Source organism: uncultured Faecalicoccus sp., from assembly GCF_944327125.1.
In the GTDB taxonomy this organism is placed as follows: Bacteria; Bacillota_I; Bacilli_A; order Erysipelotrichales; family Erysipelotrichaceae; genus Faecalicoccus.
Genome location: NZ_CALVGO010000016.1, coordinates 13856 through 28379 on the forward strand (window position 1 = coordinate 13856; position 14524 = coordinate 28379).

General features: G+C 43.7%; 17 protein-coding genes. All 17 read left to right on the forward strand.

Going from position 1 to position 14524, the window contains the following annotated elements:
* Nucleotides 1-4: 4 nt before the first annotated feature.
* Nucleotides 5-751: a triose-phosphate isomerase gene (gene tpiA / locus Q0K03_RS03435; RefSeq protein WP_297237747.1), complete on the forward strand. Its 747-nt coding sequence runs from the start codon at nt 5-7 to the stop codon at nt 749-751.
* A gap of 606 nt (nt 752-1357) precedes the next feature.
* On the forward strand, nt 1358-1897 hold the full coding sequence (locus Q0K03_RS07395; RefSeq protein ID WP_366774984.1) for an NlpC/P60 family protein: 540 nt from the start codon (nt 1358-1360) through the stop codon (nt 1895-1897).
* Between the two features lie 72 nt (nt 1898-1969).
* Nucleotides 1970-2443: a 2-C-methyl-D-erythritol 2,4-cyclodiphosphate synthase gene (ispF, locus tag Q0K03_RS03445; protein ID WP_297237752.1), complete on the forward strand. Its 474-nt coding sequence runs from the start codon at nt 1970-1972 to the stop codon at nt 2441-2443.
* 1 nt (nt 2444) lies between these two features.
* Complete coding sequence (gene dtd, locus Q0K03_RS03450) at nt 2445-2891, forward strand: D-aminoacyl-tRNA deacylase (protein WP_297237754.1); 447 nt, start codon at nt 2445-2447, stop codon at nt 2889-2891.
* Complete coding sequence (folD, locus tag Q0K03_RS03455; RefSeq protein WP_297237757.1) at nt 2891-3748, forward strand: bifunctional methylenetetrahydrofolate dehydrogenase/methenyltetrahydrofolate cyclohydrolase FolD; 858 nt, start codon at nt 2891-2893, stop codon at nt 3746-3748. Before dtd ends, folD begins: the two co-directional genes overlap by 1 nt.
* The gene (locus Q0K03_RS03460) at nt 3741-3941 is read left to right on the forward strand and encodes a DUF951 domain-containing protein (protein WP_297237759.1); all 201 of its coding nucleotides are present in this window, start codon (nt 3741-3743) and stop codon (nt 3939-3941) included. The genes folD and Q0K03_RS03460 overlap by 8 nt, the downstream gene beginning before the upstream one ends.
* A 3-nt stretch (nt 3942-3944) precedes the next feature.
* The gene (ychF, locus tag Q0K03_RS03465; RefSeq protein WP_297237761.1) at nt 3945-5048 is read left to right on the forward strand and encodes a redox-regulated ATPase YchF; all 1104 of its coding nucleotides are present in this window, start codon (nt 3945-3947) and stop codon (nt 5046-5048) included.
* Between the two features lie 2 nt (nt 5049-5050).
* Nucleotides 5051-5698, forward strand: coding sequence for a site-2 protease family protein (locus Q0K03_RS03470; protein WP_297237764.1), 648 nt, complete (start codon nt 5051-5053; stop codon nt 5696-5698).
* A gap of 139 nt (nt 5699-5837) precedes the next feature.
* The gene (locus Q0K03_RS03475; RefSeq protein ID WP_297237766.1) at nt 5838-7016 is read left to right on the forward strand and encodes an ABC transporter substrate-binding protein; all 1179 of its coding nucleotides are present in this window, start codon (nt 5838-5840) and stop codon (nt 7014-7016) included.
* A 59-nt stretch (nt 7017-7075) separates the two neighbouring features.
* Nucleotides 7076-7954, forward strand: a complete 879-nt coding sequence (locus Q0K03_RS03480) for a branched-chain amino acid ABC transporter permease (protein WP_297237768.1) — start codon at nt 7076-7078, stop codon at nt 7952-7954.
* Nucleotides 7955-7957: 3 nt separating this feature from the next.
* Complete coding sequence (locus tag Q0K03_RS03485) at nt 7958-8908, forward strand: branched-chain amino acid ABC transporter permease (RefSeq protein WP_297237770.1); 951 nt, start codon at nt 7958-7960, stop codon at nt 8906-8908.
* Between the two features lies 1 nt (nt 8909).
* Nucleotides 8910-9689: an ABC transporter ATP-binding protein gene (locus Q0K03_RS03490; protein WP_297237772.1), complete on the forward strand. Its 780-nt coding sequence runs from the start codon at nt 8910-8912 to the stop codon at nt 9687-9689.
* Nucleotides 9690-9696: 7 nt separating this feature from the next.
* Nucleotides 9697-10401 (forward strand): ABC transporter ATP-binding protein, encoded by a 705-nt coding sequence (locus tag Q0K03_RS03495; protein WP_297237782.1) that lies wholly within the window; start codon nt 9697-9699, stop codon nt 10399-10401.
* 4 nt (nt 10402-10405) lie between these two features.
* Nucleotides 10406-11047, forward strand: a complete 642-nt coding sequence (locus Q0K03_RS03500) for a CBS and ACT domain-containing protein (RefSeq protein WP_297237774.1) — start codon at nt 10406-10408, stop codon at nt 11045-11047.
* Nucleotides 11048-11132: 85 nt separating this feature from the next.
* Entirely contained in the window at nt 11133-11501 is a 369-nt protein-coding gene (locus Q0K03_RS03505; RefSeq protein WP_297237776.1) for a metal-dependent transcriptional regulator, read from the forward strand.
* A 212-nt stretch (nt 11502-11713) separates the two neighbouring features.
* Nucleotides 11714-12334 carry a hypothetical protein gene (locus Q0K03_RS03510; protein WP_297237778.1) on the forward strand — a complete coding sequence of 207 codons (621 nt, stop codon included), beginning with the start codon at nt 11714-11716 and terminating at the stop codon, nt 12332-12334.
* 284 nt (nt 12335-12618) lie between these two features.
* Nucleotides 12619-14524: U32 family peptidase (locus tag Q0K03_RS03515; protein WP_297237780.1), on the forward strand; the 1906-nt coding region annotated here is incomplete at its 3' end.

Genomic DNA, 14524 nt, shown 5'->3' on the forward strand with positions numbered 1-14524 from the left:
TAAAATGAGAAAACCAATTATTGTCGGAAACTGGAAAATGAACAAAAACAATGCGGAAACGGAAAGCTTCTTCAAAGAAGTGGATGCCGCAGCCGCTACAGAAAACGCAACGTATGGAATCGGATGTCCGTTTACAGATTTGAAAACGGCTGCCGACAATGCGAAAAACCTGATCGTTGCCGCTGAAAACTGCCACTTTGTAGACAGCGGAGCTTTTACAGGGGAAGTCAGTGTTCCTATGTTGGAAGAATTAGGAATCAAATACTGCATCATCGGTCACAGTGAACGTCGTCAGATGTTTGGTGACACGGATGAAACAGTAAACAAAAAGGCAAAACGTCTGATTGCTGCCGGTATGACACCGATTCTTTGTATCGGGGAAACAGAAGCACAGTACGATGCCGGAGAAACCGAAAAAGTGATCCGCGACCAGCTGACAGGATCTATCGCTGATCTGGATGCCAAAGATGTAGCCAACATGGTTATTGCTTATGAACCAATCTGGGCAATCGGTACGGGTAAATCAGCCACCAAGGAAGACGCCCAGAAATGCTGTGCAATCGTACGTGATCAGGTCAAAGTAATGTATGGACAGGATGCTGCCGATGCAGTACGTGTACAGTATGGCGGAAGTGTTAAACCTGGAAACATTGCCGAATACATGGCTTGTCCAGATATCGATGGCGCATTGATCGGGGGAGCAAGCTTAAAGGCAGATTCTTTCTTGGAAATTATCGAAAAAACCAAGTAATTGCTAAAAAGTACAAACAAAATCCAAAAAAGAGGGTTGCTAGCCCTCTTTTTTTATGTTAGATTTAAGATAACTATTGGAATAAAAGAATCGACTAAGGGGGTTTATTCTATGAATTATATTGAAGAACATGGAAAAAAAGTTGCAGCTGTCTTATGTGTGGCAAGCTGTTTTCCTGTAGTAGCTGCTGTTTACGCAATGGAAACTGAACCAGGATGGCATGGGGATCGCTATATCAATTCAGATGCTACTGTTGCCAAAGGATGGCAGGAAATTGAAGGAAAAAGTTACTACTTTGATGAAAAAGGTGAAGTAGATAAAGAAACCACAAAAGAAGCGACTGTAGCGACTGTATCCAATACAGTGTCTGAAAGTGTACAGACAAATGTTACGACGGCTGCCAAAGAAGTTGTGCAGGAAGAAGTAAAAGTTGTTGAAGAACAGAAAAAAGCTGAAGAAGCACAAGCGGCTCAGGAAGCTCTTGAAGAACAAAATCAGGCAGTTGTAGAAGAAACAACACCTGTGGTAGAAGAAGAGGTACAGGAACCTGTAGAACAGGCCCCTGTTCAGGAAGTGGTAGATCAGCCGGTTCAGGATCAGGCTCCAGTGCAGGATTCTACCGTAGAAAGTGCGCCGGAACAAACGCCGTCTCAACCAAGTGCTCCAGAACAGACTCCAGCACCAAGTGATCCGGTACAGGAACCATCTCAGCCTAGTACGCCAGAACAAACTCCATCTGAACCAAGTCAGCCGGTTCAGCCGTCAAATCCAGGTACGACAAATCAATATGCGGATCTGAACAATCGTATCGCAGCAGCGGCTCAGACATTGGTAGGAGTTACAGATGGTCAGCAGTGTACGCAGGTTGTTCAGCAGGCATTGGCTCTGGCTGGTGTAAGCGATGCTTATCAGTTGTGGCCAGATGAATACATCTACTATGGTTACTATACAGATACTCCGCAGGCTGGTAACCTTGTTTACTACAATAACGGTGGACGTGGTGTAGACCATATCGCTATTTATATCGGTAATGGTTTATGTGTACATGGAAACTTCTGGACAGCGGATGGCGTAAGCCAGACCATTATCTCCAGCGTATACAACGGTGGAGGAGGAAGTCCTCAGTTCATCCAAGTTACTCGTTAATTGATTTCAAACCTGACTTTTAAAGTCAGGTCTTTTTTTGTATAATTGTTCTGTTGAATTTGAGGTGAAACTATGCGAATTGGACAATCAATCGATATTCATCCCTTAAAAGAGGGAAGAAAACTGATCTTGGGAGGTGTGCCCATTGAATCGGACAAAGGATTGGATGGTCATTCGGATGCGGATGTGTGCACCCATGCCATCATGGAGAGTATTCTGGGGGCTTTGTCTTTAGGAGATCTGGGGAAACATTTTCCCGATACGGATCCGCGATACAAAGGGGCTGACAGTCTTAAATTGTGCAGTCATGTGTATGATTTGATGGTGGAAAAAGGGTATAAGATAGGAAATATTGATGCAACGATCTTGATGGAAAAACCGAAACTGGCTCCTTATATCGATCAGATGAAATTGAATCTTTCAAACGTTCTCCATTGTTTGCCTTCGCAAATTTCTATCAAGGCAACGCGAGGAGAAAAGCTTGGGTTTGTCGGAAGACAGGAAGGCGCTGTATGTCTTGCGGTCTGTCTTTTGGAGGAAGTTTAGTATGCGCACTGTGATTCAACGAGTTAAATACGCCAAATGTACGGTTGATCAGGAGATCACCGGCGCTGTTGATCAGGGATTCTGTATCCTTGTCGGTTTTACGCATACAGACGATCGAGTAACGGTGGACAAAGTCGTTCGCAAGATCTGCGGCCTTCGCGTGTTTTCGGATCCCAATGACAAGATGAATCTCTCGATACGGGATATTCAGGGAAAGATCCTTTCGATTTCGCAGTTTACTTTATATGCATCCTGCAAAAAGGGAAATCGCCCGGGTTTTACCGATGCGGCTAAACCCGATGTTGCGATACCTCTTTACGAATATTTCAATGCCGCGTTAAAAGAGCAGGGGATGGAAGTTCAGACTGGGATCTTTGGGGCCGATATGAAGATCGAGCTCTGTAATGACGGTCCGGTTACGATCATATTGGACAGTGAGGAATTATAATGGAAATCATTTACGGAAGTGAATTGTCACAGAAAATCAAAGAAGAAATCAAAAAGGAAGTGGAACAGCTGACCCGTCAGGGGAAAAGGCAGCCGTTATTGAGCGTGATTCTGGTAGGGGATGATCCGGCCAGTCAAAGTTATGTCAAAGGGAAGGAAAAAGCTTGCCTTTCGGTGGGAATGAAAAATTTGACGCTTCGTTTACCGGCTTCGATATCGCAGGATCAATTGATCGAAGTAGTAAAAGAACAAAATGCAGATCCAAACGTTGATGGGATCCTGGTCCAGCTTCCTTTGCCTGAACATCTGGATGAAGTGGCTGTGATCGATGCGATCTCGCCGGATAAAGATGTGGATGGCCTTCATCCGGTCAATGCCGGAAAACTTTTGACGGGAAGAGATGGATTTATTCCATGTACGCCTTATGGTGTTATGGAAATGCTTCATTCCATCGGTCTGGATGATCTCAGCGGGAAAAGGGCGGTGGTCCTTGGCCGCAGCAACCTTGTGGGCAAACCGGTCTCTTTGCTTCTTCAAAAGAAAAATGCGACAGTGACCATGGTGCATTCTCGAACGAAAGATATTCCCGCGCTTTGCCGAAAAGCCGATATTCTGGTGGCGGCCATCGGGAAACCGAAAATGATCACGGAAGACTATATCAAAGAAGGAGCCGTTGTGATCGATGTAGGAATCAACCGCATGGAAGATGGCAAACTTTGCGGGGATGTGGATTTTGAAAATGTCAAAGACAAGACTCGCGCCATTACTCCGGTGCCTAAAGGAGTGGGCCCGATGACGGTATGTATGTTATTGAAGAATACGCTGAAAGCATATAAGGAGCATGAGTTCAATGGATGAAAAACAGTATGATCTAAACGATATCATTGAGATGAAAAAAGAACATCCGTGTCATAAATCAAAACAGTGGAAGATCATTCGTATGGGAGCGGATATTCGTATCAAGTGTTTAGGATGCGGTGCCAGTGTTTTGATGCCGCGCAGTAAATTTGAAAAGAAATTAAAACGAGTAGTATCGAAAGGAAGTGAATAGGTCATGCCTTTAACTGCAGGAATCGTAGGCTTGCCTAACGTAGGAAAATCAACATTATTCAATGCGATCACAAAGAGTCAGGTGGAAGCCGCCAACTATCCCTTTGCGACCATTCAGCCCAATGTAGGGGTCGTAGAAGTTCCAGATCAGCGAATCGATCGTCTGGTGGAGATCTTTCATCCTAAAAAGACGATTTATACAACGTTTGAGTTTACCGATATTGCCGGACTGGTAAAAGGAGCGTCCAAAGGGGAAGGTTTAGGAAACCAGTTTCTTTCCAATATTCGGCTTACCGATGCGATCTGCCAGGTGGTACGCTGTTTTGACGACCCTAATATCACCCATGTGGAAAATACGATCGATCCAATCCGAGATATCGAGATCATCAATTTGGAATTGACGCTGGCCGACTTGCAGACAGTGGAAAACCGGATCGCAAAAGTGGAAAGAAAAGCCAAGGCGGCTTCGGATAAAGAAGCCAAGATGGAGATGGAACTGTTAAGCCGTTTAAAACCGTGCCTGGAAGAAGGAAAACCGGTTCGTTCTTTAGAACTCAGTGAAGAAGAGAATACGATCTTAAAAACATATAATCTTCTTACGGCCAAACCGGTGATCTACGTTTGTAACCTGGATGAAGAAGGGGTCATGGATCCGGATGCCAATCCATATTACCAGAAAGTAAAGGAGTTGGCTGCCTTGGAAAACAGCGATGTCGTATCTTTGTGTGCAAAGATGGAAGAAGAACTGAGTTCGCTGGATTCTCAGGAACGGCAGGCTTTTCTGGAGGAATTGGGAATATCTTCCAGCGGATTGGATAATCTGATCCAGAAAGCGTACCATACATTAGATCTTTGTACTTTCCTGACCGCCGGAGAAGATGAGTGCCGTGCCTGGACATTTAAAAAGGGAATGAAGGCTCCCGATTGTGCCGGGATCATCCATACCGATTTCAAAAAGGGATTTATTCGAGCGGAGGTCTATGCCTTTGATGATCTGGACGTGCTGGGAAGTGAACATGCGATCAAAGAAGCCGGAAAACTTAGACTGGAAGGAAAGGACTATGTGGTGCAGGATGGAGACGTCATGCACTTTAGGTTCAATGTATAACTATGTTCAATTTTGATTGGGAAGGGATACTGGTTACGGTCATTGCGGTCGTTTCGGCCATGTCGATCCACGAGATGGCCCACGCCCTGGTGTCCTACTGGTTAGGGGACCCTACGGCAAAAAGTCAAGGACGGCTGTCGCTCAATCCGTTTCGGCATATCGACTGGCTGGGCGTTTTGTGCCTTTTGTTGTTTCATTTTGGATGGGCCAAACCGGTACCGGTGGATGCCTCTTATTACAAGGATCGAAAGACAGGGATCATCTGGACCAGCTTTGCCGGCCCTGTGGCCAATTTTCTTTTAGCGTTTCTATGCGTTTTGATTTATATGGGACTGATTCGATTTGTGCCTTCCTTTGTGATATCCGATGCCGGAAGTTTTCTATTGACCGTACTGGCCACTTCGGCAGGAATGAACATAGGATTTGGTCTCTTCAATCTGATTCCGGTTCCACCTCTGGATGGATCAAAAGTTTTATTTTCGTTTTTACCGGATGACCAATACTATCGCTTTATCGAAGGATCGCCTTTCTTTATGCTGATTCTGATCGTATTGATCTATTTGGGAATCTTGAGTGGACCGCTTTCGATGCTGCAGTCGAACATCATGGAATTCTTTGTGAATGTTTCATCGATGATGGTGGGGATATAGGATCTCCACTTTTTCTTTTTGAAAATATTTTCAAAAGCCGTTTACATGTTTTCAAAATATTTTCAAAAACCGCTTGTAAATATGGGAAAATGTGGGTAGAATATATACATATTCATTTTATTGTTAAGGAGGAGTAAGTATGAAAGGTAATTTCTTAAAAGTGTTGGCTTCTTCCGCCCTTGCGGTAGGAATGCTGGCAGGATGCAGTTCCGGTGGAGCCGCCGGCGGAGGAAAAACATTAGCGGATGGAGATACCGTTACAATTGGTTTAAACTTTGAATTAAGCGGTGCAACAGCCAGCTATGGTACGGCCGAATACAACGGAGCCAAATTGGCCATTGACCAATACAACGCAAACAAAGACTCCAAATATAAAATTGAAATCGCAGAACAGGACAACAAAGCCGAGAACTCGGAAAGTACGACCGCTGCCACTCGTCTGATCACGGAAGATGGAGCTTCTGTCCTGGTTGGACCAGCGACAAGTACTACTTCGATCGCAACGTATCAGGTAGCCAGTGACAATGCCGTTCCGGTAATTTCACCATCGGCCACACAGATCGATGCGACCACCAACGACAATGGAGAAACGTATCCATATGCCTTCCGTATCTGTTTCGAGGATTCTTATCAGGGCGCAGCCATGGCTCAATATGCTTATGAGACTTTAGGCGTTAAAAAAGCGGCCATCATCAACGAAGTCAGCGATTATGGACAAGGACTTGCCAAAACATTCAAGGAAGACTTTACCGAAATGGGCGGCGAAGTGGTTGCCGAAAAGAGCTACAACTCAGGAGACCAGGATTTTGCTTCGATGCTGACAGATATGAAATCAAAAGATTTTGACGTTCTGTATATTGCCGGTTACTATTCTGAAGCTGGTTTGATCATCAAACAGGCACGTGATATGGGAATCGATACACCAATCGTAGGTGCCGACGGATTTGAATCGGAAGTATTGGCTCAGTTAGCGGGAGCTGAAAATCTGAACAACACATACTATACGACTTGTTATACAACGCTGAATGCCAGTGAAGAACTGACAAACTTCATTGATTCTTATACGGAAGAATATGGGGAAGCACCAAATATGTTCTCCGCTTTGGCATACGATTCAGCGAACCTGGCACTGCAGGCTTTGGAAGAAGCCGGAGCAACCGGAGAAGAATTGAAGACAACTTTGGAAGGTATTGAATTCTCTGGAATTACCGGATCCTTTACATTTGATGATACACATTCTCCAATCAAGACCGTTATGGTTGTTGAACTGGAAAACGGTGTACAGACAGCCGCTACAGAAGTATCTGTAGAAAAATAGTCAGGAAGATGTATCAGGGGAAGGGACCTTCCCCTTTTTTCTAGGTAAGGAGAGAAAATATGAGCCAGTTTTTACAACAGATGATCAATGGTCTGTCCCTGGGTTCGATCTATGCGCTGATTGCCTTGGGATATACCATGGTTTATGGAATCATCAAACTGATCAACTTTGCCCATGGGGACATTTATATGTTAGGGGCCTATGTGGCTTTTATCACGACGACCTACTTTGGATTCAGCTTTTTTCCGGCAATGATTGCCAGTATGGTTGTCTGCGGGATCCTGGGCGTGATCATTGAACGAATTGCGTACAAGCCTTTGCGGCATGCGACCCGGATCGCCGCCTTGATCACTGCCATTGGTGTCAGCTATGTGCTGGAATATACGACCCAGTATGTCATGGGAAGTGAAGTAAAGACGTATCCGACGCTTTTAAGCAGTGCGACTTTCACTCTGGGGCCGGTTACGGTCTCCATGCAGCAGATCTATATTTTTGCGATTACGATCTTTTTGATGATTGCTCTGCAGCTGATCATTAAAAAGACAAAGATGGGCCGTGCCATGCGAGCCGTCAGTGTGGATGAAGATGCCGCCAAACTGATGGGGATCAATGTGGATACGACGATTTCGTTTACCTTTTTGTTAGGAAGTTCGCTGGCCGGTGTTGCCGGGATCCTGGTGGGAATCTACTACAATTCCATCGATCCTTTGATGGGAATGGTGCCAGGTTTAAAAGCGTTTATTGCCGCCGTATTCGGGGGAATTGGAAGCGTGCCAGGCGCTATGATCGGGGGATTGTTTATCGGAATTGCCGAAACCATGGTCGTGGCTTATGGAAGTTCTTTATACCGGGATGCGATCGTATACCTGATTTTGATCTTGATCTTGATCATCAAGCCGGATGGCTTGTTGGGCAAGAACCAAAGAGAGAAGGTGTAGTCTATGCCAAAACAACTTTTGTGCAAAGAAAATCTAGCGTGGCTTGGCAGTGCCATTGTGATCTTTGTGGTCTGCAGCCTTTTAATGAATGCCGGTATCATCAACTCTTATTACCAAATTACTCTTTATAATATCTGTATCAATATTATTCTTGCGGTTTCTTTGAATCTTGTCATCGGGATCTGCGGACAGTTTTCCTTAGGACATGCGGGCTTCATGTGTATCGGAGCTTACTGCGCCGGGATCGTAACGAAAATGATGCCGAATTTTGGCGGCTTTATGATTGGACTTCTTATTGGCTTTGTGATTTCTGCCATCGTGGCACTGATCGTTTCCATTCCTACCCTTCGTTTGAAAGGAGACTATCTTGCGATTGCCACGTTGGGATTTGCCGAGATCATCCGTATCGTCGTTCAGAATATGGAAATCACCAATGGAGCGGCTGGTCTGAGCGGGATCCCTCGTTTGACCACTTGGCCGTTATTGCTGGCGGGGGTTGTGATCTCCCTGATCGTTGTGTGTAACTTTACCCGCAGTGCTCCAGGACGTGCCTGCCTTTCTATCCGCGAAGATGAGATTGCTTCAGAAGCTATGGGAATCAATACGACCCGCTATAAGGTCATCGCCTTTGTGATTGGCGCCATCCTGGCCAGTATGGCCGGTGCTTTATTCGCATGTAACTTTTATGTCATCAACCCTACGCAGTTTACGTTCAACCGTTCGATCGATATTCTGGTCATGGTTGTCTTTGGCGGTATGGGCTCTATGACTTCCAGTGTGATCGCAGCGGCTGCCATCGGTGTCTTGAATATGATCCTGCAGAATTTCTCAGACATTCGTATGATCATTTATGGTCTGGCTTTGGTCATCATTATGATCTTCAAGCCTTCTGGATTGTTGGGAACCCGTGAGTTCTCCTTTAAAAAGTTACTGAACAGACGAAAGGAGAAATAAAATGGAACCGATTCTTCAAGTAAAAAATCTAACCAAAAACTTTGGCGGTCTTTGTGCCGTATCCAATGTTTCGATGAAAATCAATCCTGGCGAGCTGATTGGTCTTATCGGACCCAATGGAGCCGGGAAGACAACTTTATTCAATCTTCTGACCGGAGTCTATGAACCCAGCAGCGGATTGATCGAATTTGATAACGATGGGAAGAAAGTGCAGTTAGGCGGCTTAAAACCGTATAAGATCACCGCTTACGGGATTGCGCGGACGTTCCAGAATATTCGCTTGTTCAAAACAATGACGGTCCTGGAAAATGTCAAGGTGGCGATGCATAAAAACATTCGCTATGGAACGCTTGCGGCCATCTTCCGCCTGCCTTCTTATTACAGTGAAGAACAGTGGGTCGAAGAAAAGGCTTGCGAACTGTTAAAGGAAGTGGGCCTGTATGGAAAAAGAAATGAACAGGCCACCAATTTGCCGTATGGGGAACAAAGACGTCTGGAGATTGCCCGTGCTTTGGCCATCCAGCCGAAAATTCTGTTTCTGGATGAACCGGCTGCAGGGATGAACCCGCAGGAAACGGCGCAGCTGACGGATTTGATCCACCGTATCCGTGACAAATACAATTTGACGATCATTTTGATTGAGCACGATATGTCCCTGGTCATGAAGATCTGTGAACGAATCTATGTATTGGATTATGGAAAGCTGATTGCCGATGGCAATCCGGAAGAGATCCGAAACAATGAGTTTGTCATCAAGGCTTACTTAGGGGAGGAAATCTAGTATGGCGATGTTGGAAGTAAAAGATCTCCATGTGCACTATGGCGTGATCGAAGCTCTGAAGGGAATCGATCTGGAAGTCAATGAAGGTGAGATCGTTTCATTGATCGGTGCCAATGGGGCCGGAAAAACAACGATGCTGCAAAGTATCAGCGGCATCAAAAAGAAAACCAGCGGAGATATCGTATTTATGGGGGAATCGATCTTTAAGAAAAACCCCAAAGCGATCGTTATGCAGGGATTGACCCAAGTTCCTGAGGGAAGACGGATCTTTACCGGATTGAGCGTATACGAAAATCTTTTGATGGGAGCTTTCTTAAGAAAAGATAAAAAAGGCATCCAGGAAGACCTGGAAAAAGTCTATAAACAGTTTCCGATCTTGAAAGAACGTGTGGATCAGGATGCTTCCACGCTTTCTGGAGGAGAACAACAGATGCTGGCGATGGGACGAGCCTTGATGGCCAAACCTAAGCTGTTACTGCTGGATGAACCCAGCATGGGTCTGGCGCCGATCCTGGTCAAAGAAATCTTTTCTATCATTCAGGAAATCAATCAGCAGGGAACAACGGTGTTGCTGGTGGAACAAAATGCCAAGATGGCTTTGTCCATTGCTCATCGGGCGTATGTTATGGAAACAGGGAAAGTCGTATTGAGCGGAACCGGCGAAGAACTGGCCGCCAGTCCGGATATTCAAAAAGCCTATTTAGGAGGATAAAAGAATGTTTAAAGTCAAAGATTATATGACCAAAGATGTCATTTGCACAGAAAAAGACGCAACCATCTCGGAAGTGCTGGAAATCATGAAAGAACATAAGATCCATCGTCTTCCGGTTGTGGAAAACCAGAAATTGATTGGGCTGATCACCGAAGGGATGATCGCCACCAGTCATTCGGCGGCCACGTCTTTAAGCATTTATGAACTGAACTATCTCTTGTCAAAAACAACTGTGAATACAGTCATGATCAAAAATGTGATCTCCATGAACGAAGACGAACTGATGGAATCGTGTGCGGAAACGATGCGTACTCATGATATTGGATGCGTTCCTATCGTGGATAATGAAAACAATGTCGTAGGAATCGTTACCCAAAACGATGTATTTGGCTGTTTCCTGAGTGTTTTAGGATGGAAAGATAAAGGCGTTCGTATCACCATCGCTGTCAAAGACGAAATGGGTGCGATCGGAAAACTTTCGGATATCTTTGTGGAACAGAAAGTCAATATTTCCCATATTGGGGTGTATTCTTTCAAGGATGGCGTTGCCAATATGGTGGTTCGCTGCGATGCCCAGGATCCTAATGCCTTGAAACAGGCATTAGAAGCCAAAGGATATCAGGTGCTTGAGATCTATGAGAACTAGCGAAAGCTGGTTCTTTTTTTGGAAGGCAAGTTGTTTGACAGAATGAGGCATTCCTTATAAAATGGCTCTATAAGAGGTGTAAACTATGGAATTAGGAGAATCATTGGAAGACTATTTAGAAGCCATCTTGGTCTTAAGTGAAAAAATAGAACATGTACGAAGCGTGGATGTCGCAAGCTATCTTGGGTTTTCAAAACCCAGCGTATCGCATGCGGTCAAGCTTCTGGAAAAGGAAGGGTATCTGTCTTTAGATTCCAATAAATTCCTGTATCTTACAGAAAGTGGTCATCGTCTGGCCAATGAAACGTATCGCCGTCATCAGTTCTTCTGTGAAATGCTGGAAGAAATCGGAGTTCCTAAAGAAATCGCTGAAAATGACGCCTGCCATATTGAGCATGTCATTTCTCAGGAAACCTTCGATGCGATCCAGAAATACTACGAAGAACGAAAATAGCCGAGTGATCGGCTTTTTTTGTGCCTGAAAGGATTTAAGAAACCGATCCAAGATACCAAAATGAATGAAATCAAAACGGATTGTGAACTTGACTGAAAATAGTACTGCAAATAAGGATAAAAAAATATAATAGTATTGCATATATAATACTAATATGATATATATAAAATCGAAGGATAGAAATAATCTCAAATTATTTCTAAGGAATGTTTATGAATTTTTCTTTTAAAAAAATTATTGTTTATTTGATTTGCTTATCTACTTGCCTGGTTTCTTCTGGAGTTTCAGTTTTTGCTTATGAAAATAAAGTGGAGAACAATAAGAAAACGATTGCTTGTTCTATACCTAGACTCTCTGGGAATGAAAGCGATGAAGAATTTATCAAATTCATAGAAACAGAATACAATATTTCTCGTAAAGACAAAAATGTAGCTATCCAATATAATGAAAATGGGACAACTTCTATTTCCATTATAGAAAATGATAGGGTTACCATATATACTTCTCCAACGGTAGAAGAGTCTGAACAATTAAAAAAATACTCTGGAAACAGTAAAGGCATTGTTTGGACTGCGCTTGTTTGGCTTTTTTGGGCATATCAAGTTGGAAATAAAATTAAAACAGGTTGTGAAGTGATTCAAGGTGTCACAGGAGAAGATGTTTGTGGATATATCGCAAGACAAGTTATTGAAAACTTAGTGGCCTATGGAACTAGGAAGAGATTTAAAGTGATTCGTACTGTCGAAAAAAAGGCATGTCCATATCCTCCTAACTCACTACAATGCAATCAACCCCCTTATGCTTATTGGAAAACAACATTACAGGCGTATTAAATTTTATGAGACGTTCTCATTTAATCTGGTTCATCTTGGCTCTGATATGGACCATTGAAGATACTGTGATGATGATAAATCATACCTTTTCTTTCGATTTGTTTCCTACCTTTATATACATATTGGGCATAATGGTAACGATCTATGAGGCAAAGATGGCAATACAAGACTATAAAGAGTATAAAGAAAAAAAGTCAGAAAGCTGACAGGGGGTTCAAAAACGGGGTGGAAGCACTCCGCTTTTTTTTGTGGAAAAATGATAAAGATGAATATATACTGAACTCATGAATAAAATTGAAATTTTAGCTCCTGTTGGAAATATGGAAGTTTTAGAAGCGGCTATTCAAGCAGGCTGTGATGCGATCTATTGTGCTATGCCGGATTTTGGAGCACGAGCTTATGCCCAAAATTTTACGGTTGAAGAAATGCAGAGGGTAATCGATCGATGTCATTTGCTGGACATCAAGGTCCATGTCACGATGAATACACTTTTGTTTGAAAGTGAAATGGAAAGAGCCTACAACCAGGCCAAACTCCTTCATGAAATGGGAGTGGATGCCTTGATTGTACAAGATCTGGGGTTGATTCATCTGCTTCACGAGCGCTTGCCAAATTTGGTGATTCATGCTTCTACGCAATTGTCAATCACAAATCCTAAACAGATTGAACAGTTAAAGAAACTGGGTGTAAAACGTGTGGTCCTGGCAAGGGAGTGCACCAAAGAACAAATTGCGGCTTGTGTGCAAACCGGAATGGAAATTGAGACCTTTGTCCATGGGGCCATTTGTATTTGTTATAGCGGGCAATGCTTATTCAGCTCATTAAAATATGGGCGGAGCGGAAACCGGGGCATGTGTGCCCAACCGTGCCGTATGCCCTATACACTCTATCAAGATGGAACCGAAGTGAAAACACAAGGAAACTATCTTTTAAGTCCAAAGGATCTGTCTTTGATTGAACAAGCCAAAGAACTTCAGGATCTAGGTATTTGTTCCATCAAAATTGAAGGACGCATGAAAAGTAAGGAATATGTCTATGAAGCGGTTTCTAAAGTCAAGAAGGTTCTGGAAGGCGGAACGCTGGATCAAAAGGATCAAAAAGAATTAAAGGTCGTCTACAACCGAGGTTTTAGTACAGGGCATTATCAGGATCAAAGAGGCTATGATTTGATGAATACAAAGACATGCAATCACCAGGGAATCCCGATAGGAAAGGTGATTGCCAATAAAAAAGGAAGAGTGTGGGTTCGGCTGAACGATCGGTTGAATCAAAATGATGGGATCCGCTTAGGAATGCATGGATGCCGAGTAAATTATATCTATGATGCCAAAGACCGCCTTGTTTCTTATGGAAGTCCGGGGGAAGTCATTTCCATATCGTTTGATAAAAAGGTTCCGGTGAAAACGCAGGTTTTGAAAACAACGGATTTCAAACTTCAAAAAGAAGTGGAACAGAAAGTACAGGATGCCGCAAGAAAAATCAAGGTCCACTGTCAGCTTTCCTGCAAAGGTATCGGTCATCCATTGGTCTGTCGGTTGTCGCAGAAAGATCTTTTTGTGAGTGTGCAAAGCGATGAACTGGCCGACAGAGCCAAAAACTGTCCTACCGATGAAAAGACACTGATCAAACAGTTTTCTAAGACAAAGGATACTTGTCTGGAAATCGATCGTTTTGATTTTGATCTTGAGGGTGATTTCTATTTTTCTTTATCGGCTTTGAATCATTTGCGAAAGAAAGCCGTTGATGCCTTTTTTCAAGAAAAGACAAAAGAAAAAGAGATCCTTGAAAAACCTTATGATGTTCATCTTGATCCAGTATCTCTATCCGAAAAACTGTGGGTGTCAGAGGGAATGGATTCTAAGCGCAAGGATATAGCCGATCTTCGTTACAATATTACAAATTCTTATGCTCTGGCCTGCCTGCTGCATCTGGGCTTTCAAGGAGCGATCCTCAGCCTGGAATGCAAAGATCAGGATATCGAAGATTTGATGAAGGCTTTTTGCACCCGGTATGGCTTCAGAGCCCCGGTCATGGTGACCCTTTATGGAAAACGGCGATTGATGATCATGAAACACTGTGTGATCAATACCTTGTGCAAAGACGGCAAACGGACAAATTGTGCCTTATGTCATACCCATACATTTGTTCTGCAGGGAAAAGACGGACAAAAGTATCGCTTGATGGGAGATG

Bases quoted from the DNA above. Each gene is read 5' to 3' on its own strand.
- tpiA (WP_297237747.1), top strand. From the start codon at position 5: ATGAGAAAACCAATTATTGTCGGAAACTGGAAAATGAACAAAAACAAT.
- ispF (WP_297237752.1), top strand. From the start codon at position 1,970: ATGCGAATTGGACAATCAATCGATATTCATCCCTTAAAAGAGGGAAGA.
- dtd (WP_297237754.1), top strand. From the start codon at position 2,445: ATGCGCACTGTGATTCAACGAGTTAAATACGCCAAATGTACGGTTGAT.
- folD (WP_297237757.1), top strand. From the start codon at position 2,891: ATGGAAATCATTTACGGAAGTGAATTGTCACAGAAAATCAAAGAAGAA.
- Q0K03_RS03460 (WP_297237759.1), top strand. From the start codon at position 3,741: ATGGATGAAAAACAGTATGATCTAAACGATATCATTGAGATGAAAAAA.
- ychF (WP_297237761.1), top strand. From the start codon at position 3,945: ATGCCTTTAACTGCAGGAATCGTAGGCTTGCCTAACGTAGGAAAATCA.
- Q0K03_RS03470 (WP_297237764.1), top strand. From the start codon at position 5,051: ATGTTCAATTTTGATTGGGAAGGGATACTGGTTACGGTCATTGCGGTC.
- Q0K03_RS03475 (WP_297237766.1), top strand. From the start codon at position 5,838: ATGAAAGGTAATTTCTTAAAAGTGTTGGCTTCTTCCGCCCTTGCGGTA.
- Q0K03_RS03480 (WP_297237768.1), top strand. From the start codon at position 7,076: ATGAGCCAGTTTTTACAACAGATGATCAATGGTCTGTCCCTGGGTTCG.
- Q0K03_RS03485 (WP_297237770.1), top strand. From the start codon at position 7,958: ATGCCAAAACAACTTTTGTGCAAAGAAAATCTAGCGTGGCTTGGCAGT.
- Q0K03_RS03490 (WP_297237772.1), top strand. From the start codon at position 8,910: ATGGAACCGATTCTTCAAGTAAAAAATCTAACCAAAAACTTTGGCGGT.
- Q0K03_RS03495 (WP_297237782.1), top strand. From the start codon at position 9,697: ATGTTGGAAGTAAAAGATCTCCATGTGCACTATGGCGTGATCGAAGCT.
- Q0K03_RS03500 (WP_297237774.1), top strand. From the start codon at position 10,406: ATGTTTAAAGTCAAAGATTATATGACCAAAGATGTCATTTGCACAGAA.
- Q0K03_RS03505 (WP_297237776.1), top strand. From the start codon at position 11,133: ATGGAATTAGGAGAATCATTGGAAGACTATTTAGAAGCCATCTTGGTC.
- Q0K03_RS03510 (WP_297237778.1), top strand. From the start codon at position 11,714: ATGAATTTTTCTTTTAAAAAAATTATTGTTTATTTGATTTGCTTATCT.